General features: G+C 56.7%; 26 protein-coding genes, 2 tRNA genes and 1 pseudogene. 12 read left to right on the top strand and 17 right to left on the bottom strand.

The genetic code is table 11. The annotated features are described in order from the left end of the window. The first annotated feature begins 55 nt into the window (after positions 1-55). A complete protein-coding gene (locus tag ACR0EK_RS08475; RefSeq protein WP_209598949.1) occupies positions 56-406 on the top strand; it encodes a DUF2794 domain-containing protein in 351 nt (116 codons plus the stop codon). Here the strand turns inward: ACR0EK_RS08475 and ACR0EK_RS08470 are convergent. The 3 genes from ACR0EK_RS08470 to ACR0EK_RS08460 form a co-directional block, all read right to left on the bottom strand. Then, complete coding sequence (locus tag ACR0EK_RS08470) at positions 403-1140, bottom strand: C40 family peptidase (protein WP_480773072.1); 738 nt, start codon at positions 1138-1140, stop codon at positions 403-405. The genes ACR0EK_RS08475 and ACR0EK_RS08470 overlap by 4 nt on opposite strands. Further along, the gene (locus ACR0EK_RS08465; protein WP_480898614.1) at positions 1137-2519 is read right to left on the bottom strand and encodes a leucyl aminopeptidase family protein; all 1383 of its coding nucleotides are present in this window, start codon (positions 2517-2519) and stop codon (positions 1137-1139) included. The genes ACR0EK_RS08470 and ACR0EK_RS08465 overlap by 4 nt, the downstream gene beginning before the upstream one ends. Before the next feature lie 63 nt (positions 2520-2582). Continuing rightward, the gene (locus tag ACR0EK_RS08460) at positions 2583-2972 is read right to left on the bottom strand and encodes a hypothetical protein (protein ID WP_480622696.1); all 390 of its coding nucleotides are present in this window, start codon (positions 2970-2972) and stop codon (positions 2583-2585) included. Between the two features lie 144 nt (positions 2973-3116). On the opposite strand from ACR0EK_RS08460, the gene ACR0EK_RS08455 reads away from it, so the two are divergent. Together ACR0EK_RS08455 and ACR0EK_RS08450 are read left to right on the top strand one after the other, a co-directional pair. Next, a complete protein-coding gene (locus ACR0EK_RS08455) occupies positions 3117-3767 on the top strand; it encodes a carbonic anhydrase (protein WP_480898613.1) in 651 nt (216 codons plus the stop codon). A 97-nt stretch (positions 3768-3864) separates the two neighbouring features. Further along, positions 3865-4401: an SRPBCC family protein gene (locus ACR0EK_RS08450; RefSeq protein WP_480898610.1), complete on the top strand. Its 537-nt coding sequence runs from the start codon at positions 3865-3867 to the stop codon at positions 4399-4401. Positions 4402-4464: 63 nt separating this feature from the next. Here the strand turns inward: ACR0EK_RS08450 and ACR0EK_RS08445 are convergent, their stop codons facing one another. The 5 genes from ACR0EK_RS08445 to ACR0EK_RS08425 all read right to left on the bottom strand — a co-directional run bounded on the left by ACR0EK_RS08445 (position 4465) and on the right by ACR0EK_RS08425 (position 10235). After that, the gene (locus ACR0EK_RS08445) at positions 4465-5382 is read right to left on the bottom strand and encodes an endonuclease/exonuclease/phosphatase family protein (RefSeq protein ID WP_480898607.1); all 918 of its coding nucleotides are present in this window, start codon (positions 5380-5382) and stop codon (positions 4465-4467) included. Between the two features lie 346 nt (positions 5383-5728). Beyond that, entirely contained in the window at positions 5729-6670 is a 942-nt protein-coding gene (locus ACR0EK_RS08440) for a class I SAM-dependent methyltransferase (RefSeq protein WP_480482420.1), read from the bottom strand. Between the two features lie 213 nt (positions 6671-6883). Further along, on the bottom strand, positions 6884-7906 hold the full coding sequence (locus tag ACR0EK_RS08435) for an aspartate-semialdehyde dehydrogenase (protein WP_209598943.1): 1023 nt from the start codon (positions 7904-7906) through the stop codon (positions 6884-6886). Between the two features lie 103 nt (positions 7907-8009). Next, positions 8010-9041 carry a glycosyltransferase family 4 protein gene (locus ACR0EK_RS08430; RefSeq protein WP_480967739.1) on the bottom strand — a complete coding sequence of 344 codons (1032 nt, stop codon included), beginning with the start codon at positions 9039-9041 and terminating at the stop codon, positions 8010-8012. A 21-nt stretch (positions 9042-9062) separates the two neighbouring features. Beyond that, positions 9063-10235, bottom strand: a complete 1173-nt coding sequence (locus tag ACR0EK_RS08425; protein WP_480482416.1) for an MFS transporter — start codon at positions 10233-10235, stop codon at positions 9063-9065. 140 nt (positions 10236-10375) lie between these two features. On the opposite strand from ACR0EK_RS08425, the gene ACR0EK_RS08420 reads away from it, so the two are divergent. Continuing rightward, positions 10376-11518 carry a DUF3095 domain-containing protein gene (locus tag ACR0EK_RS08420; protein WP_480898601.1) on the top strand — a complete coding sequence of 381 codons (1143 nt, stop codon included), beginning with the start codon at positions 10376-10378 and terminating at the stop codon, positions 11516-11518. 4 nt (positions 11519-11522) lie between these two features. Here ACR0EK_RS08420 and ACR0EK_RS08415 read toward each other — a convergent pair whose 3' ends face one another. Further along, on the bottom strand, positions 11523-12293 hold the full coding sequence (locus tag ACR0EK_RS08415; RefSeq protein ID WP_480898599.1) for an HpcH/HpaI aldolase family protein: 771 nt from the start codon (positions 12291-12293) through the stop codon (positions 11523-11525). Between the two features lie 188 nt (positions 12294-12481). On the opposite strand from ACR0EK_RS08415, the gene hpaR reads away from it, so the two are divergent. Both hpaR and ACR0EK_RS08405 read left to right on the top strand, forming a co-directional pair. Continuing rightward, complete coding sequence (gene hpaR / locus ACR0EK_RS08410; RefSeq protein WP_209506956.1) at positions 12482-12916, top strand: homoprotocatechuate degradation operon regulator HpaR; 435 nt, start codon at positions 12482-12484, stop codon at positions 12914-12916. 601 nt (positions 12917-13517) lie between these two features. Continuing rightward, positions 13518-14216: a fumarylacetoacetate hydrolase family protein gene (locus ACR0EK_RS08405; protein ID WP_480831938.1), complete on the top strand. Its 699-nt coding sequence runs from the start codon at positions 13518-13520 to the stop codon at positions 14214-14216. Positions 14217-14219: 3 nt separating this feature from the next. Here ACR0EK_RS08405 and ACR0EK_RS08400 read toward each other — a convergent pair whose 3' ends face one another. Together ACR0EK_RS08400 and ACR0EK_RS08395 are read right to left on the bottom strand one after the other, a co-directional pair. Then, complete coding sequence (locus ACR0EK_RS08400) at positions 14220-15431, bottom strand: winged helix-turn-helix domain-containing protein (protein WP_480898597.1); 1212 nt, start codon at positions 15429-15431, stop codon at positions 14220-14222. Next, positions 15428-16453, bottom strand: coding sequence for a LacI family DNA-binding transcriptional regulator (locus tag ACR0EK_RS08395; RefSeq protein ID WP_267366879.1), 1026 nt, complete (start codon positions 16451-16453; stop codon positions 15428-15430). The genes ACR0EK_RS08400 and ACR0EK_RS08395 overlap by 4 nt, the downstream gene beginning before the upstream one ends. Before the next feature lie 115 nt (positions 16454-16568). Between ACR0EK_RS08395 and ACR0EK_RS08390 the strand changes: the two genes are divergently transcribed. After that, positions 16569-16645, top strand: a tRNA-Arg gene (locus ACR0EK_RS08390). 201 nt (positions 16646-16846) lie between these two features. Here the strand turns inward: ACR0EK_RS08390 and arsJ are convergent. From arsJ to ACR0EK_RS08375, 3 genes are read right to left on the bottom strand one after another with little or no spacing between them, the layout of a single operon-like run. Then, a complete protein-coding gene (arsJ, locus tag ACR0EK_RS08385) occupies positions 16847-18112 on the bottom strand; it encodes an organoarsenical effux MFS transporter ArsJ (RefSeq protein WP_480967738.1) in 1266 nt (421 codons plus the stop codon). Then, entirely contained in the window at positions 18109-19107 is a 999-nt protein-coding gene (locus ACR0EK_RS08380; protein ID WP_480506910.1) for an ArsJ-associated glyceraldehyde-3-phosphate dehydrogenase, read from the bottom strand. The genes arsJ and ACR0EK_RS08380 overlap by 4 nt, the downstream gene beginning before the upstream one ends. Then, complete coding sequence (locus ACR0EK_RS08375) at positions 19104-19937, bottom strand: arsenate reductase/protein-tyrosine-phosphatase family protein (RefSeq protein WP_480506911.1); 834 nt, start codon at positions 19935-19937, stop codon at positions 19104-19106. The genes ACR0EK_RS08380 and ACR0EK_RS08375 overlap by 4 nt, the downstream gene beginning before the upstream one ends. 238 nt (positions 19938-20175) lie before the next feature. Between ACR0EK_RS08375 and ACR0EK_RS08370 the strand changes: the two genes are divergently transcribed. Next, a tRNA-Thr gene (locus ACR0EK_RS08370) sits at positions 20176-20251 on the top strand. A gap of 54 nt (positions 20252-20305) precedes the next feature. Further along, a pseudogene (tnpA, locus tag ACR0EK_RS08365) lies at positions 20306-20736 on the top strand (IS200/IS605 family transposase). A gap of 57 nt (positions 20737-20793) precedes the next feature. On the opposite strand, the gene pncB reads toward tnpA, so the two are convergent. Continuing rightward, positions 20794-22086, bottom strand: coding sequence for a nicotinate phosphoribosyltransferase (gene pncB / locus ACR0EK_RS08360; RefSeq protein WP_480898592.1), 1293 nt, complete (start codon positions 22084-22086; stop codon positions 20794-20796). Positions 22087-22250: 164 nt separating this feature from the next. Between pncB and ACR0EK_RS08355 the strand changes: the two genes are divergently transcribed. Continuing rightward, complete coding sequence (locus ACR0EK_RS08355; RefSeq protein ID WP_480559275.1) at positions 22251-22784, top strand: hypothetical protein; 534 nt, start codon at positions 22251-22253, stop codon at positions 22782-22784. Here ACR0EK_RS08355 and pncA read toward each other — a convergent pair. Further along, on the bottom strand, positions 22781-23374 hold the full coding sequence (gene pncA, locus ACR0EK_RS08350) for a bifunctional nicotinamidase/pyrazinamidase (protein ID WP_480559277.1): 594 nt from the start codon (positions 23372-23374) through the stop codon (positions 22781-22783). The two genes, ACR0EK_RS08355 and pncA, sit on opposite strands and share 4 nt — an antisense overlap. 97 nt (positions 23375-23471) lie before the next feature. Between pncA and trhO the strand changes: the two genes are divergently transcribed. After that, positions 23472-24377, top strand: coding sequence for an oxygen-dependent tRNA uridine(34) hydroxylase TrhO (trhO, locus tag ACR0EK_RS08345; RefSeq protein WP_480920465.1), 906 nt, complete (start codon positions 23472-23474; stop codon positions 24375-24377). A gap of 65 nt (positions 24378-24442) precedes the next feature. After that, a complete protein-coding gene (locus ACR0EK_RS08340; protein WP_480487029.1) occupies positions 24443-24955 on the top strand; it encodes a potassium channel family protein in 513 nt (170 codons plus the stop codon). A 3-nt stretch (positions 24956-24958) separates the two neighbouring features. On the opposite strand, the gene ACR0EK_RS08335 is transcribed toward ACR0EK_RS08340, so the two are convergent. Next, positions 24959-25288, bottom strand: a complete 330-nt coding sequence (locus ACR0EK_RS08335; protein WP_480487031.1) for a hypothetical protein — start codon at positions 25286-25288, stop codon at positions 24959-24961. Positions 25289-25321 lie beyond the last annotated feature (33 nt).

Here is a 25321-nt window from a genome sequence, read left to right as displayed (position 1 = left end):
CGGGCAACAGCGCATCAGGCTTGATTCAAACATGATTTCCGGCAAGGCTGGCGGTATGAACATGCAGCCTCCCAACCGGTTTTCGGCAAACGCAGCGCAGATGCCCGTGGCCTTTGACCGGCATGAGATGTCGCAAATCCTGTCCGTTTATGGACGGATGGTCGCCGCTGGAGAGTGGCGAGACTATGGTATCTCAAACCTGCGCGATATGGCAGTGTTCTCGATCTTCCGTCGCACCGCTGAGCACCCGATCTACCGCGTCGAAAAGCACCCGCGCCTGAAGTCCCGGCAGGGGATGTACTCAGTCATAGGTATGGATGGCCGCATCCTGAAACGCGGCCATGATCTGCGCGCGGTACTGCGGGTGCTGGAACGCAAGCTCATCCGGGCCGTAAACCCGGATTAGAGCCTTTTTCGCGCTGTAACAGGCCCGTCGCCCTGATCCTGAATGCGCTGAATCGCCCGGTCCATTGGCTCGTACACAACCGCCATATGGCTGGCGTTCGCATGTAAAATCATGTTGTCGCCCGAAACCCAGGCCACGTGCCCTTTCCAGAACAGCAGATCCCCACGCTGCGCAGGTGATTCAGCTGACAGGACAGCGCCCAAGGCTTGTTCCTGATCGCCGCTGTCGCCGGGGCAGGGAATACCGCAGGCCAGCAGCGCGGTTTGAACAAGCCCTGAACAATCGATGCCGAACCGGCTGTTTCCGCCCCACAGATAAGGCGTGCCCAGGAACAGCTCGGCCACGGCAACCGGATCACGCGGCTTTTCTGCAATTGGGGCCGTGTGAACCTTTGGGACAAAACCCAACTCGGTCTGCACAAACCGATCCGTTTCGGCAGTCGCATGGATTTTACTTCCGAAACTCAGGGATACGAGATCGCGGCTTTTGATATCGGGGGCTACGTAGGCATGTGTTGCGGGCGCGTTGATCCAATGTGTTGCAGGCATATCCTCGGACAGGTTGTCTGTTTCCAGCCAACCAGCATATCCGTCTTTTTCCGCGACGATCCTGCTCCACCCGCCGTTGTTTTCTGCGACGTGAACCGTGTCCCCCAAAAGCAACTGCCGGTCACGCGGTCCGTCAGGAACACGTAACAGGTCGACGACCGGTTTGGATATGCGGTGCTTGGTCATAACCCCAATACCTCCGGTAAGGCCGACAGCACTGCGCGTGTTCCCTGACCCAGACCGCCTTTTGTGCGGCCGGGTTCATTGCTGGGTTGCCACGCGTAGATGTCAAAATGGATATAGCGGCTGGACCCTACGAACCGGCGCAGAAACAGCGCGGCGGTGATAGACCCGGCAAACCCGCCCGAGGGGGCATTGTCCAGATCGGCAATGCCGGGTTCGATCATCGCCTCGTAGGGTGTGTGAAAGGGCATTCTCCAGACCGGATCAGCAGACGTTTTGGCCGCTTGTGCCAAGGCCACGGCGCAGCTTTCGTCGTCGGTGTAAAACGGTGCCAGATCAGGGCCCACGGCCACGCGCGCCGCACCGGTCAGCGTCGCCATCGAGATCACCAGATCGGGACTCCCTTCATCCGCCAAAGTCAGCGCATCAGCCAGAACCAGACGCCCTTCGGCATCGGTGTTGTTGATTTCAACGGTCAGGCCCTTGCGTGAGGTCAGGATATCACCGGGGCGAAAGGCATTGCCTGACACCGCGTTTTCAACGGCCGGGATCAGAACCTGCAGTTGCAGGGGAAGGTTCAGCGCCATGATCATCCGGGCAAGTCCCAGCACATTGGCCGCGCCGCCCATGTCTTTTTTCATCAGGCCCATGGAAGCGCCCGGTTTCAAATTCAGCCCGCCGGTGTCGAAACATACACCTTTGCCCACTAGTGTCAGTCTGGGGCCACTAGTGCCCCAGTTCAGCTCGATCAGCCGGGGGGCCTGCGCCGCGGCCCGCCCTACCGTGTGAATCATGGGAAAATTCTGATCCAGCAGCGCATGGCCGGTGATCACCTTGCAAGACGCGCCGAACTCATTCGCCAGAACCTCGACCGCTTGCTGTAACTGATCCGGTCCCATGTCCGAAGTGGGCGTGTTGACCAGATCGCGCGTCAGAGCCTCGGCATTTGCCATGGCCTCGATACGGGCGGCGTTGATGCCATCAGGCACAATCAATGCCGCTGACCCTCCGGTCTGGGACGCGTATCGATCAAAAGCATAGGCGGTCATCAGCCAGCCAAGACACTCCATCTCCAATAAATCCGCAGGAATGCCCGAAGCAATGCCGTAGGTGCCTTCCGGCAGGGCCATGGCCGCCGCGGCAAGGGGGAACCGTTTGCGCACACGTTTTTCTTCGGTTCCGTAACCGGCCAGCGCGAATTCAATTGCGCCGTTCGTGGCTGGCACAAGCAGGACCTGCCCCAGCGCACCGGAAAACCCGTTTGCTGCGACCCAGGACTGCACGCGCTCGGGCTGATCCAGAAGCCAGCCGTCCAAATCCGGCTGCGCGATCACATGAAGCGGTACGGAAGGGTCAGAGGATGGGGCGAAGGACAGTGTCATGGGCGCCTCGGCAGATTGTTTCTGTGCACAGACTAGCCGCGCATAATCTGCCCGCAACCCCTGTCAGACGGAAAGATCCTGTTGATCCCAGACGGCTGTCAATGACCGCTCACCAACGCGGATCAGACGTCCCAGCGTTGCGCCTGCTGCTACCGCGTCACCGGCATCGACGGCCTGCGCCACGTCCCCTGCAACCCTGGCCAGAACCGTCATCCCGACCTGTTCGGAAATCGCGACCAGCGACCTTGCGCATTTGCGCAGGTCGGCCCACTTGCGCTGACGCCAAAAGCGTTCGCAGTTCGACAGGCGCACTGCCAGTTCTTCGATGGTGCGGCACAGCACATCCAGCGCGTTCTTGTCGCCCAGTTGACGGTAAAGGCCACTTAATTGATCCGAATCCAGACGGACGGATTCCTTGTGTTCAAGCGTGATTATTTTTTCCACCACATTCACCCTAATTCTGACGCCCCCACGGCGCAGGTTTGATACTGGTGGCAAATTCCTTTGCAAAACCTTGCAGAGAAATCGGATAATTGCTCGAATTTTCCTAGAATTCGGTTTAGAGGATCGATCAGCGACAAGAACGGGGACACCGTAATGGAATTTGCCAAACCTTTGCCGAGCTATCTGGTCACGCGGTATCACGGCTGGAAAGCGACCACGTATTCGGAAAACCAGGTCTGGTTCAAGCGGCTGGCAGATGAAGGGCAGCGGCCCCGGGCGATGGTGATCTCCTGCTGCGACAGCCGGGTCCATGTGACTTCGATGTTCGGTGCGGATCAGGGCGATTTCTTTATCCACCGCAATATCGCCAATCTGGTGCCTCCCTATGCGCCGGACGGCGATCATCACGGTACCAGCGCAGCAATCGAGTATGCCGTCACTTCTCTCAAGGTTGCGCATCTGATGGTTCTTGGCCATTCGCAATGCGGTGGCGTTCAGGGCTGTATCGACATGTGCAAGGGTCAGGCGCCGCAACTGGATGCAAAAGAAAGCTTTGTCGGCCGCTGGATGGACATTCTGAAACCAAAATTCGAACTTGTCGCTGATATCGAAGACAGCCTCGAACAAGCCCGACAGCTGGAACGCCAATCGGTTGTCGCGTCGCTTGAAAACCTGATGACGTTCCCGTTTATCTCGTCATCGGTCGAACAGGGCACTCTGAGCCTGCACGGGTTGTGGACCGATATCGGCGCTGGCGGGTTAGAGAGTTACGATCCCATACAGAAGAAATTCGTTCCGGTCTGACGACAGTTCATAGTGAATAAACGATGAGGAATACGGCTCTGATTCAGAGCCGTTATTTCGTATACTCCATTAATGACGTTTGAATTTGGAGCTTGCTATGAAGATGCTTAAGCGATTTCTCGCAGGGTTGTGCCTCCTTGTTTTACTGTTCATCGCAGTCTCTTACGTGTTGTCCGGCAAGGCGGAAGTGTCCCGCAGCATCACCATCGACGCCCCGGCCGCAGTGATCTTTCCGTTTGTGAATTCCATGCAAGCGACTGAGAAATGGTCACCCTGGCTGTCACGCGATCCGGAGACGAAACTAAGCTACAGTGGCCCCGAGGAAGGCGTCGGTAACAAGTTGAACTGGAGCTCGGATCACGCACAGGTCGGTACGGGGTCGCAGGAAATCGTCGAAAGCGTGGAAAATCAACTGGTCAAAACAGATCTGGACTTTGGGCAGATGGGCACGGCGTCGGCTTCGTTCACTCTGAAACCCGATGGTGACGCAACCAATGTGACTTGGGGGTTCGAATCCGATCTGGGGCTCAACCCCATGTCCCGCTGGATGGGGGTGATGATGGATAAATGGGTTGGCGGCGATTACGAGCGGGGGTTGAATAATCTGAAAGTGCTGATCGAAAATAACACCTAGACCCTTCTTGGGATCGCGACATACGTTCTGGTATGTCCACCAAGGCAGCGGGGACCTCGCGGATCAATCCAAACGAAACCGCGCGAATTTGCCGAAATGGTCGGATCCCATGAACGGGCGCAGTTCGACTGTTCCGGTTGTTCCCTTCGGGAACAAAAGGTTGTCGATTGGCAACGGTAGGTGCCAGCTGCCAAGATCATGAGTGTTCAGGACGGCCCCAAAACTCTGGTTGTCTGCTGCCGCCGCGATCCGCCGGACGCTTGCACCCCAAGGAACCATGTTGAAATCCCCGGCTATCAGAACCGGGCCATCCAGATCCGCAATGCGTTCCGCAATGATCCGGCTTTGGGTTGATTGGTCATAAGGAAAAGGCCAGTTCAGGTGGATCGAAACGATCCAGACCAAAGACCCGTCCGGAGCTTCGACTTGTATTCCGACAAGACCATGACCTTTCAGGCAGAACCCGGACCCTTCGACAATCCGCAAAGTTGTCAGGATGGCAACGTTTTGTTCGGGACGAAACTCACAGATCACCTTTTCGGGGTAATGCTCGAACAGGTTGCTCATGTATTCGCGGTTGTGACTCGAGACTTCCTGCAACGTCACGATCTGAGCATCGGATGCAACGATGTCGTCGGCCAGCGAATACCGGGGCCACGCCCGGCTCATAAGGTTCTTTTGATACAGGGTCAGACACGGACCGTCGCAGTCCTTGGGCGGGGCGGCGAAACTGGTTGCGATTGATCCGACAGCAACGGCGCCAAAGGCCAGGGTGACCAAAGCAAGGTATCTGGCGCGCATATACAGCAGGATCGCGGCACACGGCAAAAGCAGAACGCCGGCTTGTGGGCGGAAAAGCGCAAAGGAATCTCCGACCGCCAGGAATTGCCCGGTAAACCCGATGAGGATAAGCCCAACCAGAATGCCTGTACATCCTAAGATCAGGTATCTTCCAATTCTGCGTTTGGTCGAATTTCCCATGCTCTGCCTCTGATGCCCTGTGCAGGGCACCACCTGTTGTCTGCTCTGTCTCATCCGTTGCGTTCAGATCCGTGCTTAGCTGGCAAGCACGCCTGAATTTGTCAACTGGTCGGGGGAATGTTCCGAATTCAGGACCGGTATTTGAACATTTCGTTCGGACTGATGAGCCTAAAGGTTCCACTAGAGAGGAACGGGTGATGAAAGTGGGTCTGTGTAAGTTACCGGAGGTCCGCTTCGAGCCCAGATGCAAGGTTTTGTCGTCCTTGCTTTCTGATTAACGGTTGCCACCCGAGGTGCCGAAAATTCTCGGGTCTATTCAACACAATTTCATTGCGCGTTTCTTAAACTAACGCAGCACTGGCTTTGTAGACTTAGTGATTATCAAGCCTATAGAAGTTGTAACGTACCCCTTCATCAGCAATCGCATGTGCTTGGTGCCAGAGTACTGTCTTGGATCCCCTTTGCGCCTGTCCACGGTTAAATCAAGTGGATCGTCGCCTAAGCGAATATCCAACGGCTCCACTTTGTGTCCTTTGGATTGAAGGCGTTTCACAGCATCTTCAATGTCACGTAGGCGATAGATTGCGGTCTTTCCGCCTTTTGACGTCCGGGTGTTTGATGATAGGTTGAATTCCGTTGTATGCACAGCGACCCCACCGGGACGCAGGCAGTCCATCTGTTTCTCCAAAAAACGAACTCCGAGTTCGAGAGAACCGCAGTGCTCGAAAGAACACGTGGACCAGGTAAAGTCGTACCCTGAGATATCGCTGGGAATATCGTTCATATCAATGGGGCGAAATTTGACGCTCTTCTTAAATAATTCCTTTGAGCAGATCTCAGAGAAAAGTAAATCTTCGACTGATGCGCTCCATTGGCCAGTTGTCTCCCAACCTTCATTACCCTTGTTGTTGTCAGCCAGATCACTCGCTAGAACTTCGCAGCCCTTCGCTGCGAGGTAGGCAGGGATTCTTTCCTTACCAACTGCGAAACCCAAGCCCTTGATTCCGGGCTGGAGTAGGTCGCGTTCGCGCAAAGCTTGTAAAATGAAAGCCAGCTCCCAATACTTGCGATGGTGAGTATGAGGAAGATTGAGTTCTTCAATGCAGGCGGCAAACTCATTCGAGTTTAGGCGTCCTGTTCGAGCGATTTCTGAACCTAACGGGCCTTGGCTCAATGGGCTATTAGATGAGACGTAGCTTACTTTTGGGTCGCGCTCGAAATTTTCGATACGGATTTTGGGAGTTGGACGTAAGATTGCTTCTAGCTTATCGAAAAAGGCTCGAGCCACGGCGGTTCACCATTTAATTAACCGAGATAGTGTTTTAGTAAGTCCAACGCTTTATCGGATCAGAAAAGTTGAATATTGTAGTTTGAATATATTATCAACATTCCAAATGCTTGATGCACAAAGCCAGTCTTGTTCCGCAAGTTTGGCTTTCTAAAAAGAAACCCGCTGATCAAACAGCGGGTTTCTTTTTTAGTTTTTGCAAAGGCTGGATTGTCAGCCCTTTTTCAGGACCTCACGGCCCAGCAGTTCGGCGATCTGAACCGCGTTCAGGGCGGCACCCTTGCGCAGGTTGTCGCTGACGCACCACAGGTTCAGACCGTTTTCGATAGTCGAATCCTGGCGGATGCGGCTGATGAATGTGGCAAAGTCGCCTGCGCATTCGATGGGCGAGACGTAGCCACCCGCTTCGCGCTTGTCGATCACCATGATGCCCGGCGCTTCGCGCAGGATATCGCGGGCTTCGTCTTCGTCCAGAAATTCCTCGAACTCGATGTTCACGGCCTCGGAATGGCCGACGAAAACGGGAACGCGGACGCAGGTGGCCGTAACCTTGATCGACGGGTCGACGATCTTCTTGGTCTCAACAACCATCTTCCACTCTTCCTTGGTCGAGCCGTCTTCCATGAAGACGTCGATTTGCGGAATGACGTTGAAGGCGATCTGCTTCTGGAACTTTTTCGGCTCAACTTCGGTGGTAGGGTTGTAGATGGCCTTGGTCTGATCCCAAAGCTCATCCATACCTTCCTTGCCGGCACCCGAAACCGACTGATAGGTCGATACAACAACGCGCTTGATCTTGGCACGGTCATGCAGCGGCTTCAGCGCGACAACCATCTGCGCGGTCGAGCAGTTGGGGTTGGCGATGATGTTCTTGTTCTTGTAGTCGTGGATCGCCTGCGGGTTACATTCCGGCACGATCAGCGGAATGTCCGGGTCATAGCGATAGAGCGACGAGTTATCGATCACCACACAACCCGCCGCAGCCGCCTTGGGAGCGTAGACCTTGGTCGCCTCGGACCCCACTGCAAACAGCGCCATGTCCCAACCGGTGAAATCAAACGTGTCCAGATCTTTGGTCGTAAGGGTCTTGTCGCCAAAGCTTACTTCGGTACCCAGCGAGCGACGGCTTGCCAGGGCGGCAAGTTCATCAACCGGGAACTGGCGTTCAGCCAGAATGTTCAGCATTTCGCGGCCCACGTTGCCCGTGGCGCCGACGACTACGACGCGATAGCCCATTTCATGTCTCCAAAGTTAAGGACGCGCGTTCATAGCCGCGTTGCAGCGAAGAAAAAAGGGCTATCAGCGGGGTTTTCAACGACTGATGCCGAATTCAAGCGGTTCAATCGTTCAAAAGTCGTTCATAAAGCGCAACCAGCGCCTTTGCTTCGCCCTGAATGTCGAAATGCTGCTCGACATGGGCGCGGGATGCCTGGCCTGCTTGTGACAGGGAATCATTACTTTTCAGCATTTGGGCAATCGCCTCGACCAAGGCGCGAACGTCATCGGGGGTCACCACCTTGCCAAAGGATGGATCAGTAATGATCTCGGAGAACGCACCGACATCTGTGGCTACAACCGGAACACCGCAGGCCATTGCTTCGAGTGGAGTCAAACCAAATCCCTCCCACCTTTGTGGCGCAACAAACAGATCCAGAACCTGATACCATTCAGCAATCTGATCTACTGTCACCTCGGGCTTGAAAAGGATGCGATCCGACAAGCCAGCCTTTGCGACCTTATCCTTCAGTTCGGCCAGAAATGCGGTGTGTTTCTCGGTTGCCCGGCCCATGACGATGCCTGACACTGTGTCGAACCGCCCGCACACGTCAATCATGGCGTCGACAAAGGCATCCGTGCCTTTTTGGTGTCGGATACGGCCATAACACCCCAAAAGTTGCCCATCTGGCAGCCCCAGCCGGGCACGGACAGTGGCCTTGTCTGAAGGCGGAATAAAGTCCTCCAGGTTGATGCCATGCATCACCACCTGCGAGTCTCGCTCAAGATACCCTGCGGTTTTGCGCGAGGTTGCAACGACCGCATCCATCTTTCCGATCAGCCATTTGGTATAGCCTGTGTGCGGCCTTTGGGACGCGCTTGTGAACAGCATTTTGAGCTTTAACCGGAACACATCGCGCAGGATGAGCCCCAGCAACATCTCGGTGTTGCGGCGTGCGTGCCAGACCCGCCTTTTACGACGCGACAGGAAAGGCAGTCGACCCAGCGGGATGTGCGGCGTGTCGGCGGGCAGACCCGGTCCAGTGGCGGCGATGTCGATCCATTGCGCCTGCAGCGGAACCAGCCGTGCGATGGTCGCTGTTACGCCCGAAAGTCTACGTTTTAGATTTGGGGCTATGACAATGGGGTCTTTCAACAGGCTCTCCTGATGGCTGCGTCAATCCACACTATCCCGGCTGAATAGATAGATCACGCAACCAATGGCAAGGGTGACCGCAAAAAACCCGAATATTGCGGTGTAGGGTGCCGTTGATCCGTCTTGCACGGTGGCTGCGTGAATACGTCCGGTGACGAATTGAGCAATGCCAACGCCGCCGATGCCGAAAAGATTCAGCAATGTCACACCACGCCCCACCAGATGCGGAGGCACAAAGGCCCGACCATGGGCCATGATGACCGGAAAGCTGGCACCGGTAAAGCCGATTACGGCCATCAGCAGGACAGACAGCCATGTTGCATCCTCGATCCACAAGCAGAGCAAGCCCAACGCAGCTGCGCCCAGTGCGTTGCCAGCGAAAACCACCCATTTCCGGGTACCAAAAACGCGGTCCAGCGGTCCGTAGACAAAAGTGCCCGCAATCATAGCCGCACCCATGATCAGCGTTGCAGTGCCGATCTGAGTGGCACTTAAGCCAAAGACATCGTTCAGGTAAGGCCCGGCCCAAAGCCCTCGCAGCGCAGCAGAGGGGGCGTAAGCAACCAGCATCAAGGGCAGGATCAGCCACAGGGCAGGCTCCTTCAGCAGATCCAGCAGGGATCCCTTGTGTTCTGTTTCGACCTTCGCCGGGTCGTGAACAGTCAGCCACAGGCCCAATGCGATTGCGGCGGACACTGTGGCCAGCCCGACCATCGTTGCCCGCCACCCCATCCATTCCACGGCAAGCGCGGTTGGATAAGAAGCCACCAGATTTCCAACGGACCCTGCGCCCAACATCACGGCGGCCAATGTGGCAAACCGCGCCGGGGGGTATTCACGCGCAAAGATATAGTAGGAGGCCATTAGGACCGGAGAGCACCCGACACCGATCAGGCCCATGGCTATGCTGATGTGCAGGGGCGTTGTTGCGGCTGCAAAAACCGCCGCTCCACCTGCCCCGCCCACCAGAAGCAGCGCGGCGGACGTGAGGCGGGGACCAATCCTGTCCAGCGCCCATCCGACCGGGATCTGCATGACGGCGAATACAATAAACCAAAGACCGGAAGCAAAGGCCAAATCTTCGGGCATGGCACTGATATCACGTTCCAGATCCAGGCTGAGAACCGCAAGGAAAGCGCGGAAAAATTGGCTGAGCACATAGCCCAGGCATAAAACCACCAAACCTGCCTGCATCTTCAGCCCTTTCCTGCTCGTCCGAGGAAAATGCTTGGCACGCCGTGATGCAACGCACAAGCCTGTGTATTATGTTTCAAAGTCAGGACATGGCTCGCCTTCCGGCTATCTTTGTCAAAACATTGATTCCGAGGGGGAGCATGAAAGACCTCCAGTTCACATTTTACGAAAACCTTCCCTTGCAGCGCGATTTTACCCGTCTGTCAGACCCTGCGCAGTTTTCAAAACTGCCCGATGATTGGGTTCTGGGTGTTGCTGACATTGTCGATTCAACAGGCGAAATCGCGCGGGGCCGGTACAAGACCGTCAATACTGTGGGCGCTGCGGTAATTTCGGCCATGATCAATGCAATGGACGGCGCGCTGTTTCCATATGTCTTTGGCGGCGATGGGGCTGGGTTTGCTGTTCCACCCGGAAAAGCTGAAACCGCCCGGACTACGCTGGCGGATTTGCGGCGCTGGGCGGATGAAGAGTTCTCCATGCCATTACGGGCGGCGCTGGTATCGGTGGCTGATATTCGCAAAGCGGGTAAGGATCTGCGTGTTGCGCGCTATGCACCCTCTGCCGGAGTGGATTACGCCATGTTTTCCGGCGGCGGTCTGGCCTGGGCCGAGGCCGGGATGAAAGCCGGGCAAAATATGGTCACACCCGCAGTACCAGGTGCACAGCCGGATCTGACAGGCCTGTCTTGCAGGTGGTCCAACAGCCCGGCCCGTCACGGTCAAATCGTTTCACTGGTCGTACAGCCCACACCGTCAGCAACCGAACGGGACTTTGCCGATCTTGCGCAATCCGTCTTGTCCGCGTCGGAAGCGCTTGAGCGTGCTGGCCATCCGGTGTCGGAAAAGGGTCCGCCCATGACATGGCCTCCACCCGGCCTTGACATCGACGCACATGTGTCGCGCAACGGGCGTCATGTGATTTTGCACAAGCTCGTCCTACTGGTTCAAAACCTGTTGATCGCGGTATTGTTCAAAACTGGCCTGCGGATGGGACGCTTTGAGCCGGACCATTACAGACATATGGTCAGTAGTAATGCCGATTACCGAAAGTTTGATGACGGGCTGAAAATGACGCTCGACTGCGATCCGGACACATTGCGCCAAATCGAACACCTGCTTGAAGAGGCGCGTCGCCGTGGGAAAATCAGATACGGTTTGCACGCACAGGACGAGGCGATGATGACATGTATCGTCCCCTCGGCCACCCGGGATGACCATGTGCATTTTGTTGATGGAGCCTCGGGCGGCTATGCGCAGGCCGCTGCGGCCATGCGCACTTGAGTGTCTAGGAAGGTTTCCATTGCGCGGCCAACGCGCGTGCCGCCTGTGCCAGCAGCATCACATCTATACCGACCGCCAGAAATTGGGCGCCCATGTCCAGATAGGCCTGACGCGCTTCGTCATTGGTGGCAAGGATGCCCGGCGCTTTGCCTGCGGCCTTGATCCGGGCCAGGGCGTCCGCGATGACCGCACGCACCTCGGGTGCGGCGCTGTTGCCCTTGTACCCCATGTCGGTTGACAGATCAGCGGGGCCAATGAAAACGCCATCCACACCTTCGATTTGAAGAATGTCATCCAACGCGGCCACTCCGGCGCGGGTTTCTACCTGCAACAACAGGCAGATTTCCTGATCTGCGGTCTGGATATAGTCGCTTGTCGACCCATACATCGTGGCGCGCGATGCCGCTGCGCCAACACCCCGCACCCCGTCCGGTGGATAGCGGCAGGCACGGACCAGATCCTGCGCCTGCGCGGCGCTTTCGACAATCGGAACCAGTACTGTTTGGGCACCAGCATCCAGAACCATCTTGATCAGCCAGGTCTCTCCAACAGGGACCCGAACAACGGGATGAGATGCGCTACCGGCCAAAGCTGTCAGTTGATCCCGGATCGAGCGGATCTCATTTGGCGCATGTTCACCATCGATCACCAGCCAATCGAAACCCGCGGTTCCCATGATCTCGGCGGTGACGGATTCAGCAAAGCTCATCCAGCAACCAATCTGCTGTTCACCCTTTATTAGAGCCTGTTTGAACATATTCTTTGGGGCTGACATGCTGAAACCTTAAATTTGAGCCGGTGCAGGTGAGAAGGACATGAAATGGACCTCGGTCGCATCATCAACGGTCGTTCCTAATTGTCCAGCCTGAAATCGGCCCGCATAACGTGCGAATACGGGAGTGGGCGCTGCTGCTGCGTGTCGGGTTGCTTGCTTATATCCCGGATTTCGGTGATAATTTTCTTATGACCGACGATCTCCCTCTGACGTCGCGATCTTTGCCCATTGCGCTTTTGCGGGCGCGGGAAAAGGTTATGGGACCCATTCGAGCAATGCTGGCTGACGCTGGTGTCACGGAACAGCAGTGGCGGGTGTTGCGGGTGTTGAATGAAGAAGGCCCGCAAGAGCCGACCCACATCGCCGATCGCGCCTGCCTGTTGCTGCCAAGCCTGACGCGCATTCTGCAAAAGCTGGAGACCCGCGGACTGATCACGCGGCGCAGCCATCCGGCAGACCGACGGCGTCAGGTTGTTGAGATCAGCACAAAAGGGGTTCAGATCATTCGTGCCAATCTGGCTGCAAGCACGGCACAGGCGGAACGTATTCGATCTCAGCTTGGACCGGACAAGCATGAGTTACTGCTGGATCTGCTGAACGAGTTGAAGGACCTCGAATCCTGATTATTGGCACTGCATCCGGTGTCGTCGGCAGTGACCCCGCCGGAAACTGTAGGGGGAGTCTCCGACGGGGCGGCCAGACCCGGACTGGTCGTTGGTGCCTGGCCCAAGACCGGTTACGTCAAACCTGACGGTCCGGCCTGTGCTTCGGAGTATATGAAAAGCCTATAATGTGGCTCTGAACAGGGTCTTTCGGCCCTTGGGGGAGGGGCCTTGCACCTATACTCTCCGAAACTGATTTAGGCAGTTGCCGACCGGTAAATGGGTCAGCCTATGGTTTGCCGACGTCACTTTGGTGAAATGCTTTACCAAAGCTGCTGTTCTGAGTTTTGGCACCGCACCGAAATCGGAGCGGTCCTGACTACCTGAGGATTTTGCCCGGCTTTTGACTGAGCCAAGAGTTGTTTCTACCTGTTTGTGTACTGGTGAGACCATAAAAACTGATGAAACCAATTTTTGACACGGCGTCAGTCAATCAGGTCAGAATTGAGCCGTTTCACGCTGAAACACCACTTCGAGATTGGCGAAATACAGCGTGTTTTCCGGGCTTGCTGGAGGGTCTGGCAGACGTAATATGGCAGCTACGCAACCTTCAGGGATTATCATGCCAAACAGCCTTTTTTCGCTTCCGGACCCGATCACCATCCCCGTTGTCGGCGCGGCAGCCGGATATCCCATTGGACGGATCTTCTGCGTCGGTCGAAATTATGCCGCCCATGCCGCAGAAATGGGGAATGAGGTGGATCGCGAGGCACCTTTCTACTTCACCAAATCCGCCCCGAACGCCGTACTCTCGGGTGCGACGGTTCCTTATCCTGCCGGGACCCAGAATTACCATCATGAGATGGAATTGGCATTGGCCATTGGAAAGCCCGTGTTTCGCGCCACCAGTGCGCAGGCGTGGGAAGCCGTTTATGCCTATGGCTGCGCCCTGGATATGACGCGCCGTGATCTGCAAATCCGCGAGCGCAACAAGCAGCGGCCCTGGGATCTGGGAAAGGACGTCGAAAACGGAGCGGTCTTTGCCCCGTTGACGCCAGCTGCCGACTGGATCCCGGAGGATGACAAACGCATTCAGCTAAGCGTAAACGGAGAGTTGCGCCAGAACGCGACCCTGGAGGAGCTGATCTGGAAGATCGACGAGATTGTCATGCACCTGTCCGGCTTTTACCGCCTGCGCCCCGGTGACCTGATCCTGACCGGTACACCGGCTGGTGTTGGCCCAGTCGTTGCAGGGGATGTTCTGACAGGTGAGATTGATGGGCTGGAGCCGGTCAAGTTGACTCTGTCAGACGCAGAATAGACCCTAAATAGGTTCTTTCAGCCAGTCCTTGGCGAACGTTACATGTTCCACACCAGCAAGTCGCCGCACCCGGTCCAGCTCGGCGTTCAGGCGTCGGGTACGGGCATCTGACCAGCGCAACCCGCGCTCGGGCCAGAGCGCTTTGACGTGCAGCAGATCACGATCGCGGTGGGCCTTCATATCGATACGGCCAATCATACGGTCGCCTTCGAGCAGCGGAAAAACGTAGTATCCATAAGTTCGTTTGGCCTCGGGGACGAAAACCTCGATGCGGTAATGAAAGCCGAACAGCCGCTCGGCCCGGTTGCGGTCGCGCAGCATGGGGTCAAACGGGCTGAGCACGCGAATGCGGCCTGGTGGCTGCGGTACTTCGGTCGTCAGATCTGGGCGTGCGAATGTCTTGCGCAAGCGCCCATCGGCACAGGTAACCTCGATTTCTTCAATGTCGCCACTTTCCAGCGCCGCTGCGCACCAGTCTTTTGCCTCAGCCGCGTTGACGGTGTCCCAGAAAGCCGCCAACTCTCCGGATGTTGCAAATCCCAGGCGGTCCAATGCGGCGTTGCACAGCCAATCCAGCGTCGCCTCGGCATCACAGGGCGTGCTGCCGGGGCAGAGATGTGTTTCAATCACGCGCTCTGTCAGATCATAGCGTTTCTGGAACCCATCCCGACCGACGACAGTGAGGGCACCCGAGCGCCACAGATACTCCAACGCGGTTTTCGATGGGTGCCAGTCCCACCACCCGCCCGAGCCCTTCTTTTCATCCTTGCCAACATCCGAGGACGACACCGCCCCATGGTCGCGGATGTGTTGCAGCACTGTGTCAAACTGCTGTTCGAACCCATCACGCCGCCAGTCCTTCCACCGCGCCTTCAACATATCCGCATCCCGCTGAAAGCGCAGATGCCAATGCTGATAGAACTCCATCGGAATGACCGCCGCATCGTGCGTCCAATGCTCGAATAGCGCATTGTCCCTTTCATAGAGCCTTTTAAGATTGGCGCTGCGATAGGCGGGCCGGCGAGAGAACAGGATCATGTCGTGGGCACGGGCAACGGTGTTGATGCTGTCAAGCTGAACGAACCCAAGCCGGTGGATCAGGTCCAGAAGCGCGGAACCTTTGGCCGAGCCCGAGGGTTGTTCACCCAACGCGTGTCGGTCCATGAAGATGGCCCGTGCCGTCCGGTTGTCGAGCCTTTTCAGGGATGTGTTCATCGCCGTTTCAGCGTGTCACCATAACTGATCGTGGGGGTCAGAGTAACGCGTGTCTCGATCTCGGTATCAGGATTTTCCAGACGTTCGGCGATGATCTGGGCAGCTTGACGGCCGATTTCCAGACGACAGGCATCCATCGTCGCGAGTTTTCGGGGCAGGCCCTGCAAAAGCTCGACATTGTTAAAGCCTGCCAGGCCGATCTGTCCCGGAATATCGATACCCTGCTCCAGCAGGTACAGCAGACCACCGGCCCCGATCATATCGTTCGAGTAATACAGAAAATCCAGCTCGGGCGAGCGTTCCAGCATGGCCTGGGTCATCTCGCGCCCTTTGGCCAGGGCCGATCCACCGGAATAGAACTCGCGATCCTCGATCTCGATCCCGTGTTTGCCCAGCACTTCGGTAAAGCCTTCGAACCGCTTCCGTGCGCGGTGATCCAGCGGCATCTTGGTACCCATGAAACCGATATGTTGATATCCGGCCTTCAGGATAGCCTGCGCCATTTCGCGCCCCGCGCGGCGGTGTGAGATCCCCACCATCGCATCCACCGGCTTGCCATCCGTGTCCATGATCTCGACCACAGGAATACCCGCCGAATCCAGCATGGCGCGCGCGGCTTCGGTATGTTCAAGCCCCGCAATGATCACGCCAGAGGGCCGCCACGAGAGCATCTCGTACAGCACTTTTTCCTCTTTCTCGGGCAGATAATCGGTTACCCCGACCACGGGTTGCAATTCGGTGTCTTCCAACACCTGGTTGATGCCCGTCATCACCTCGGGGAAGACCATGTTCGAAAGCGAAGGGATGATCACCGCGATCAAATTAACCCGGCTGGACGCCAATGCGCCCGCGATCTTGTTGGGGACATAGCCAAGCTCTTTGGCGGCGGCCAGAACGCGGGTGCGGGTGGCATCAGACACATCCCCCCGGTTACGCAGAACCCGGCTTACCGTCATCTCGGATACTCCGGAAGCCTCCGACACATCACGAAGGGTAAGCGGGCGTTTGGTTTCACTGTTCACGGGAGGCACCTGCGTTGTTGTTTTGTCCGATGGTAGCGTGAACAGGTCGGTGTGTACAACAATTGTGCAAAGGCGATGACAACCCGGAAAATCCCGGTTACAGAGAGCCTGGCACGGCCCCGTGGCTCAACTGGATAGAGCAGCCCCCTCCTAAGGGGCAGGTTGCAGGTTCGAATCCTGCCGGGGTCACCAAAAATACAGGATAATATATCGGATACCGGGATTCAGCGGCCAGCGGTGTCGTCATGGTTTACTGAACATTGCGAAGGCATATGCCGAAACATGTAAAATTCGCGCCGTTCGATTTTCTATAACCTTGCGCAGCCCCGCCGATCAGATCGCCACCAATCATGGCGAGGGCGATTCAGTCTGTGAGGTATCGTTCAAAAACGGTCACGTCAGTGCGTCGGAGGTTTGGTCTGTCAGTTGGCCTGAAGTCAGCGCAGCAAGGGCCAACATTACGGACGCGGTGCCGAGGACCATTGGCAATCCTCCGATCTGATAAGTCAGGCCGGACAGAACCGTGCCGATCAGCCGGCCTGTTGCATTTGCCATGTAATAAAATCCGACATCCATTGTCACGCGTTCGGACCGGGTGAAAGCCAGGATCAGATAGGAATGCAGCGATGAATTCACCGCAAATATCGCTCCGAAGATCAGCAACCCAACCACAAGCGTTGTGGTCAGCCAGGTTTCAGGCCCATTTGACAGCGATACGGCGAATGTTAGAGCCGCAGGAACGCAGAAAAGGACAATCGCCCAATTACGTGCCGCGCGGATCAAATCGCCTTCGGTTCGATCCGCCGCACGAAGGATCTTTGGCGCGTAGGCCTGCACTGCGCCATAGAGGATGACCCACAGTGCCATGAATGTTCCGATCATGAAGAACGCGGAACGGTTGCCGTCGTCGGTGCCGTCCGACAGGGCGGCATAGAAATAGATCGGGATGCCGACCACGAACCAGACATCGCGGGCACCGAACAGAAAGACCCGCGCTGCGGATAGCCAGTTCACATTGGCGGATTTTGACAATATTTCCGAGAATTTCGCCCCTTTTCGCCCCTTCGGCAGGCCCGCTGGCATGAACAGAATAACTGCGAACAGGATCAGTGCCAGAACCGCCGCCATGGCCAGAATTGCCGTCATGAATCCCAACGTGGCCAGCATGGCCGCGCCCAACAGGAAACCCAGCCCTTTGACGGCATTTTTTGATCCGGTCAGCACAGCGACCCACCGAAACAACCCGCCGCCCTCGGCCGGGGCCAGCAGCTTGACAGATGATTTCGACGACATCTTGGCCAGATCCTTGGCCACTCCGCTTGCCCCCTGCACCATCATCACAAAGCTGACCGAGGCGGTAACGGTCCAGTGCGGATCAAGCTGCGTCATGGCAAGCAACGCCACCACCTGCAGCCCCAATCCCGCATAAAGGGTGGAAGTTAACCCGAACCGGGCGGCAATCCAGCCTGCGGCCAGGTTTGTGACGATCCCTGCGATCTCATAAAGCACGAACAGATAGGCCAGCTGAACCGGCGTGAAGCCCATGGTGTGAAAGTGCAGCAGCACCAGCATCCTGAGCGCCCCGTCGGTCAGCATGAAGGCCCAATAGACCGCCGTGACCGCGATATAGGCCGACAGTCCTTCGGTGCGTTGCGTCACAATGATGCTCCGACCATCAGCGCGACATCCACCAGCCGATGTGCATAGCCCATCTCATTGTCGTACCACGCATAGATCTTCACCTGCGTCCCGTTTATCACCATGGTCGAGGGCGCATCGATGATCGAGGAGCGTTTGTCATTGGTGTAATCGGTGGACACCAGTGGGCGGGTCTCATAACCCAGAATGCCCTTCAGTTCGCCCTCGGCAGCGGCTTTGAAGAAAGTGTTGACCTCTTCCACTGTGGTTTCACGCTCAACCTCGAACACACAATCGGTGAGCGAGGCGTTCAGCAACGGCACCCGAACCGCATGGCCGTTCAAACGACCTTTGAGTTCCGGATAGATCAGAGTGATGGCCGTGGCCGAGCCGGTCGTGGTCGGGATCAGTGAGTTGAGGGCCGACCGTGCGCGCCGCAAGTCTTTTGCGGGCCGATCAACGATCGTTTGCGTGTTGGTCACGTCATGGATCGTGGTCATCGACCCGTGGCGAATCCCTAGATTCTCGTGGATCACCTTGACCACTGGTGCCAGGCAATTTGTCGTGCACGAGGCCGCCGTCACGATCCTATGCGCCGCGGGGTCGTAGGTTCCGTCATTTACACCCATGACGATATTGGCTGTCGGGCCGTCCTTGACCGGAGCCGAGACGACGACCTTCTTCACCCCGGCATCAAAATAGGGGGCCAGCTTGGCCTCGGTCTTGAACACGCCCGTACAGTCGATCACCACGTCAACACCGTCCAGAGGCAGCGCGCTCAGGTCTTTGGTGCCAATGAACGGCAGGCGGGTTTCGTTCACGGTGATGCTGTCGGCATCAAAGCCGAATTCTGCATCCCATCGTCCATGCACGGTGTCAAACTCCAACAAATGCGCGTGCATCTGGGGATCGCCGACAGAATCGTTGATCCAGGCGATACTTGCGCCCTGTTCCAACAAGGGCTTCAGGGCCAGTTTCCCCATTCGGCCAAGGCCGTTCAAAGCGTAAGTCGTCATGGTGCATCCTCAAGTGGCGACCGCGCGATTTCATCAACGGCGGATTGCAGTGCGATCCGGTCCAGGCTTTCAACCGGCAGTGATGTAAAGGCTTGAATCCGACGCTTCAGCGCGCCGTACGCGTTTTGAAAGGCCAGGCTTTTTTCGGCATCGGTACCTTCTGCCTTGACCGGATCTGCCATGCCCCAGTGACCGCTGATTGGCTGGCTTTCCCAGGCGGGGCATTCTTCGTTCGCAGCCTGATTGCAGACCGTAAAGACGAAATCCATTTCAGGCGCGTCCCGCCCCGAGAACTCGGATACATTCTTTGAGCGGAGCGCCGAAGTATCGTGCCCCTTGTCTTGCAGAACCTGAATTGCAAACGGGTTGAGTTCGGAAAACGGCCGTATGCCGGCCGAATAGACAGTGAACCGATCCCCGCCGATATCCCGCAAAAGGGATTCGGCAAAGATCGACCGGGCAGAATTACCCACGCAAATGAATAACACGTTGAATTTTCGGTCAGCCATGGTTTCACGTCCTTTGGCTAAGGGCATGCAAAGATCGGGTCGGCCACGGCAGCAATCCACGAGCAGGAAATCGAACATGTGCTGCACGTTCTTCATTTCAACCGAATAGAGCAGTGATGTCCCGGAGCGTTCCTGCTTGACCAGCCCAGATCGCAGCAACGCGTTGAGATAGTTCGACAAGGTGCTGGACTTGATCCCCAGTTCCGACGCCAGTTCCCCCGCCGGAACGGCGTCGGGATACCGTCGCATCAACATGCGAAACACGGTGATACGTTGTGGGTGGCCAAGGATGGCCAGTTGATCGATTACTTCTGTTGTCATATTTCATGAATTATGGAATTATAGTTATGGAGTCAAAACGACTTTTGCGTCGTTACAAAAATTTCACAAACTGGAAGCTCGCCCCAATGGATTGATCATTGGCCCAATACCTCGACGACAACATCTGGTGAAAAGAGAGGAAAGGCCCGAACGGACACAACTGGTCTTGCAGGCTTCAGGTTGACAGTTTAAATGAGCCATCTCATCCGGCAGAGACCAGTTTCGGATGACTCAAGGCGCCGCTGTAGCTCAGCTGGTAGAGCACGTCATTCGTAATGATGGGGTCGGGGGTTCGAGTCCCTTCAGCGGCACCACAAGTTTCAGTATCCACGCTTTGACGCAAACCCTTCGACTTCCGGTCGGGCCCGATTCAGTGCGGAGAATCGTGTTATGATATTGGCAAGCACTGCGTTTTCTATCACCGTACCATATCGTCTGGTCGACCAAGTATCGCTATAAGGTGCTGACCGGTGCGGTGCGCCTGCGGGTGCGCGCCATCGTCCGTCAGGTCTGCCACGAGAACGAGGTCGACATCTTGCGCGGGGTGTTGTTGAGCGATCCCGTGCATTTGTTCGTGTCGGTGCCGCCGAAGATTGCCATCTCGGGTCTGGTGCGCAAGATGAAGGGCCGTTCGTCTCACAAGGTGCAACGGGAAATTCCCGCGCTGCGCAGCCGCTACTGTGGACGCCGGTTCTGGGGCTGGGGGTATTTCTCAACCATCGACGGCGCCATCACCGAGAACATCGTGCTGCAATACCTCGAAAACCATATCGCCGATCCTGCCGACGCCAATCTGTAGTCGTTTAGTCCCGGCATCATATGAATTGAGGATAAGTGTTTGATATTGTGCCTTGGCTTAGACGATCACTTCGATCGCCTTTTGCGTTCCGACATCAAACACCCGCTTGTAGCGTTCGATCTGGTCCTTCGGGCCCATCGCCTTTTCCGGGTTGTCCGACAGCTTTACCGTCGGGCGTCCATTGGCGGATACGGCTTTGCAGACCAATGAGAACGGCGCCAGCGCGTCATTTGGAACCAGACCGCGGAAATCGTTGGTCAGCAAGGTACCCCAGCCAAAGGATACTTTGGTGCGGTCAGCAAACTGCGCATGCAATTCCTGGATTTTGTCCACGTCCAACCCGTCCGAGAAAATGATCCGTTTCTGGGTCGGGTCTTCACCGCGTGCGTTCCACCAGTCGATGGCCACCTCGGCCGCAGCAGTCGGATCACCGCTGTCGATGCGAATACCGGTCCAGCCCGCCAGCCAGTCAGGCGCGTTGTCCAGAAACCCCTTGGTACCGTAGGTATCGGGCAAGATGATGCGCAGGTTGCCGTCATGTTCGTCATGCCAGTCGCTGAGAACGTCATATGGGGCCTGCGCCAGCGCTTCATCCGTATCCGCCAACGCGGAATAGACCATCGGCAGCTCATGCGCGTTGGTGCCGATGGCCTCAACCTCACGCCGCATCGCGATCAGGCAGTTCGAGGTTCCGGTAAACGCGGGGCCCAGTCCTTCGATCATCGCCTGCACACACCAGTCCTGCCACAGGAAGGAATGCCGTCGTCGTGTGCCGAAATCGGCGATCCCCAGACCGTTGATCGTGCTCAGCTTTTCGATCTTTTCCCACACGCGGGTCATCGCGCGGGCATATAGCACCTGTAGCGCAAACCGGCGCATGTCGTTCAGCACAGCACGCGAGCGCAGTTCCATCAGCACCGCCAGCGCCGGAATTTCCCACAACATGACTTCGTGCCATTTGCCTTCAAAGGTCAGTTCATACTGATCGCCTTTGCGTTCAAGGTGGTAGGGCGGCAGGCGCATATTCTCGAACCATTCCATGAAATCGGAACGGAACATCTGGCGTTTTCCATAGAACATGTTGCCCCGCAGCCAGGTGCTTTCCCCCCGGCTGAGACTAAGCGAACGGATATGATCCAGCTGTTCCCGCAGCTCGCCTTCATCGATCAAACGGGCCAAAGGCACGTGATTCGACCGGTTGATCAGGGAAAACACCACATTTGTTTGGGGCTTGTTTCGAAACACTGACTGGCACATCAGCAGTTTGTAGAAGTCTGTGTCGATTAAAGACCGGACAATCGGGTCAATCTTCCATTTATGATTGTAGACGCGGGTCGCGATGTCGACCATGGGGAACTCCTGCGATTTCCGTAGTTAGATCAATCGACAACGGGAATGGCAAGAGTCGCTGATTTGGTGACAATGCCAGCATGACGTCACAATACGGGCATATTGTGCATTGTTTTCGCCGGTTAGTGAGAGAAGGGGATGGAAAGACGAAACTGAGTTTGTGAATGGGTCTCGAGTACGATTTTGATATTGTTAATGTAGCACTGAACGAAATTGACCCGGAGAAGCTGGGGTCAGACTCTGATGTGGAACGCCAGGTGTGTGCGGTGTTTCGCGACATCAGAACAGCAGATGCGCTACGGGGAACATCGCCGAAAATCCGCAAGATTTTCCTGGATGCCGGGTTCAGCCTCGAGTCGCGGAACAGCGGCATCGTGCCCGGTGTGTTTCCGGCCGAAGATCAGGTGGACCGGGTCAGGATTCTGCGTTCTCTGTTTGAGAACATAAAATCGCGCGGCGTTCAGGGGGAGTATTGCGGCGAATTCAACCTGTGGGATTTTCTGCATTACATTCGGATGGCGCAGCCCATGGCCGGGATCGTGCGTACGCGTCAGGTGCGCAAACAGCCGCCACAGCAACAGCAACCCGTTTCGGACCGTCGGCGTTCTATTTCGGGGCGTATCGGGCTGGCGTTTGGGCTGGCCGTTGTTTTGTTTGTGACGATCAAACTGCTGGCAGCTGCCGGGGCGACACCTTAGGCCAGCGTAACACCGGCGTCGCGCATGGCCTGCTCGGCGGCAGCCAGTGATCCGTCCATGTCAATCGCGCGGCAGGCATCCATCCGGACTGTGACATCAATGCCCAACCGGGCAGCGTCTACAGCCGAATAGTGAACGCAGAAATCGGTCGCCAATCCAACCAGTGTCAAACGGGTGATGCCTCGGGTCTCAAGATAGCCTTTCAGGCCTGTTGGCGTCTGATGGTCATTTTCGAAGAACGCGGAATAACTGTCGATGCCACTGCGAAACCCCTTGCGCAGGATCAAATCGCCATCGGTGCGCAACTCGGGGTGAAACGCAGCACCGTTTGAGCCCTGAACGCAATGGTCCGGCCACAGCACCTGCGGGCCATAAGGCATGTCGATCAGCTCGAACGGGTTTTTGCCTTTGTGCGAGCTGGCAAAGGAAGAATGCCCCGCCGGATGCCAGTCCTGCGTCAGGATCACGGCGTCGAACTCCTCCATCATGGTATTGATAGACGCGACGATTTCGTCTCCTCCGGCCACTGCCAAGGCACCGCCCGGGCAGAAATCGTTCTGGACATCGATGACAAGCAGGGCATGGGTCATGGCGGCCTCCGTATAACTGCCTTATCGGTAGGGGGCAGGGGCCGGGGCGTCAATGCAATCCCTTGCGACTCCGGGTTTGCGGGGGTAGATCGCGCATATGTACACGATCGCTGCCCTCTATCACTTTACCCGATTCCCAGACCCCGTCACACTGCGCGAACCGTTGCTTGACCTGTGCCGCGCGCAGTCCGTCACGGGAACGCTGTTGCTGGCGCAGGAAGGTATCAACGGCACCATCGCAGGTCCACGCGCCGGGATCGATGCGGTATTGGCACATATCCGGGCCTTGCCCGGTTGCTCGGATCTGGAGTGGAAAGAGGCGACCTCGGACCATCCGCCTTTCGGCAAGATGAAAGTGCGGCTGAAGAAAGAGATCGTGACCATGGGTCAGCCGGATGTCGATCCGCGCGCCCGTGTCGGCAACTATGTCGATCCGCAGGACTGGAATGATCTGATCCGTTCGGACGATGTCGTGGTGATCGACACCCGCAATGACTACGAAGTGGCGATCGGCACGTTTGAAGGCGCAATAGACCCTGAAACAGCCAGCTTCCGCGAATTTCCTGCCTGGTGGGAGGCAAACAAGGACCGCTTTCACAACAAGCGCGTTGCCATGTTCTGCACCGGCGGCATCCGGTGCGAGAAGTCTACCAATTACCTATTGGGGCACGGGGTCGATGATGTCTATCACCTCAAAGGTGGCATCCTGCGCTATCTTGAAGAGATGCCATCCGAAGACAGCTCGTGGCAGGGTGAATGTTTTGTGTTCGACAATCGTGTCTCGGTAGGGCACGGCCTTGTTGAAGGACCGCACAAGCTGTGCCATGGCTGCCGTCGCCCGATCCTGCCCGAGGATATGAAACGCCCCGAATATGAACATGGTGTGTCCTGTCACCAATGCATCGACGAGACCTCCGAGGCCGACAAGATGCGCTTTCGTGAACGGCAAAAACAGATAGTGCTTGCGCGCAAGCGGGGCGAGCCGCATTTGCGGCAGGACTGAAAGCGGGTTGCAGGCCCTTGCTTTAGGTCGGATGATCACCGTCAGACTAGGCTGAGAGGGCGTTCATGCACCGCAAACCCACAACTCTGGAAGAATGGAAATCGACCCTGATTGCTGCATTGGGGCTGGTTCTGACAAGTTTTCTTGCCTGGTTCGGGCTATCGCGTCTTAACGAAACCGCTGCGGGTGACATGATCGGAACAATCGCGTCGGTTGGCCTGCTGATCTGGCTGGTGTCGCAATCCTGGTACTACATGACACAGGTGAAATCGCCGCGACGGCTTTTGTTCCTGATGGGCGTGTCATTCATCCAGGTCGTCCCGTTCCTGTTCGCCGCCGTCTACGGGGCTTTTGGGTACAACGACAACTGTGTGGTCGGGGCGCAGGGTCCGGGGGATGTCCTGTATTTCTCATATGTCACCTTCACCACGGTCGGGTATGGCGACATGTCCCCGACCGGCCTGTGTCGCGGGCTTGCCGTGTCCGAGGCTGTGACCGGTTACATTCTGCTGGGTATGTTTGTTGCGGCTGCGGTTGCGCTTTATACCCGCAATCATGCGCCAGAAGACCCTAAGTAAGGGTTATCTGTTGTGATCAATCCAGCGGGACATCATTTTCTTGTCCCGAAAACACTCGGACGGGATCGGGCGGTGCTTGCTGCGTGAGATCCGTTCGGCGAATGCCACCTGCTTGCCCGTCGGGTAATCGTCGAATTGCGAGGTGCCGCGCGGTTTGTGGGCCGAAATCCAGTCGGACAACAACCGCCTGTCGCGCTGCGCCTCGACCGGGATCTCAAGCGCTGATTTCTCGGCAATGGCGCGCGCATATCGCATCTGCCGGTCTGTTACCGGAAGCAGATGGTAGTCGTTGTTTGGCCCGTTCAGTGCCACGTGGCGCATGTGCTGGGTCATCGGTTTGTCCTCTGACTATGTGGAACATATATA

This window comes from Ruegeria sp. AE4, from assembly GCF_056542185.1.
Note: the sequence above shows the minus strand (reverse complement) of the source record. Positions and strands in the feature narration are given on the sequence as shown.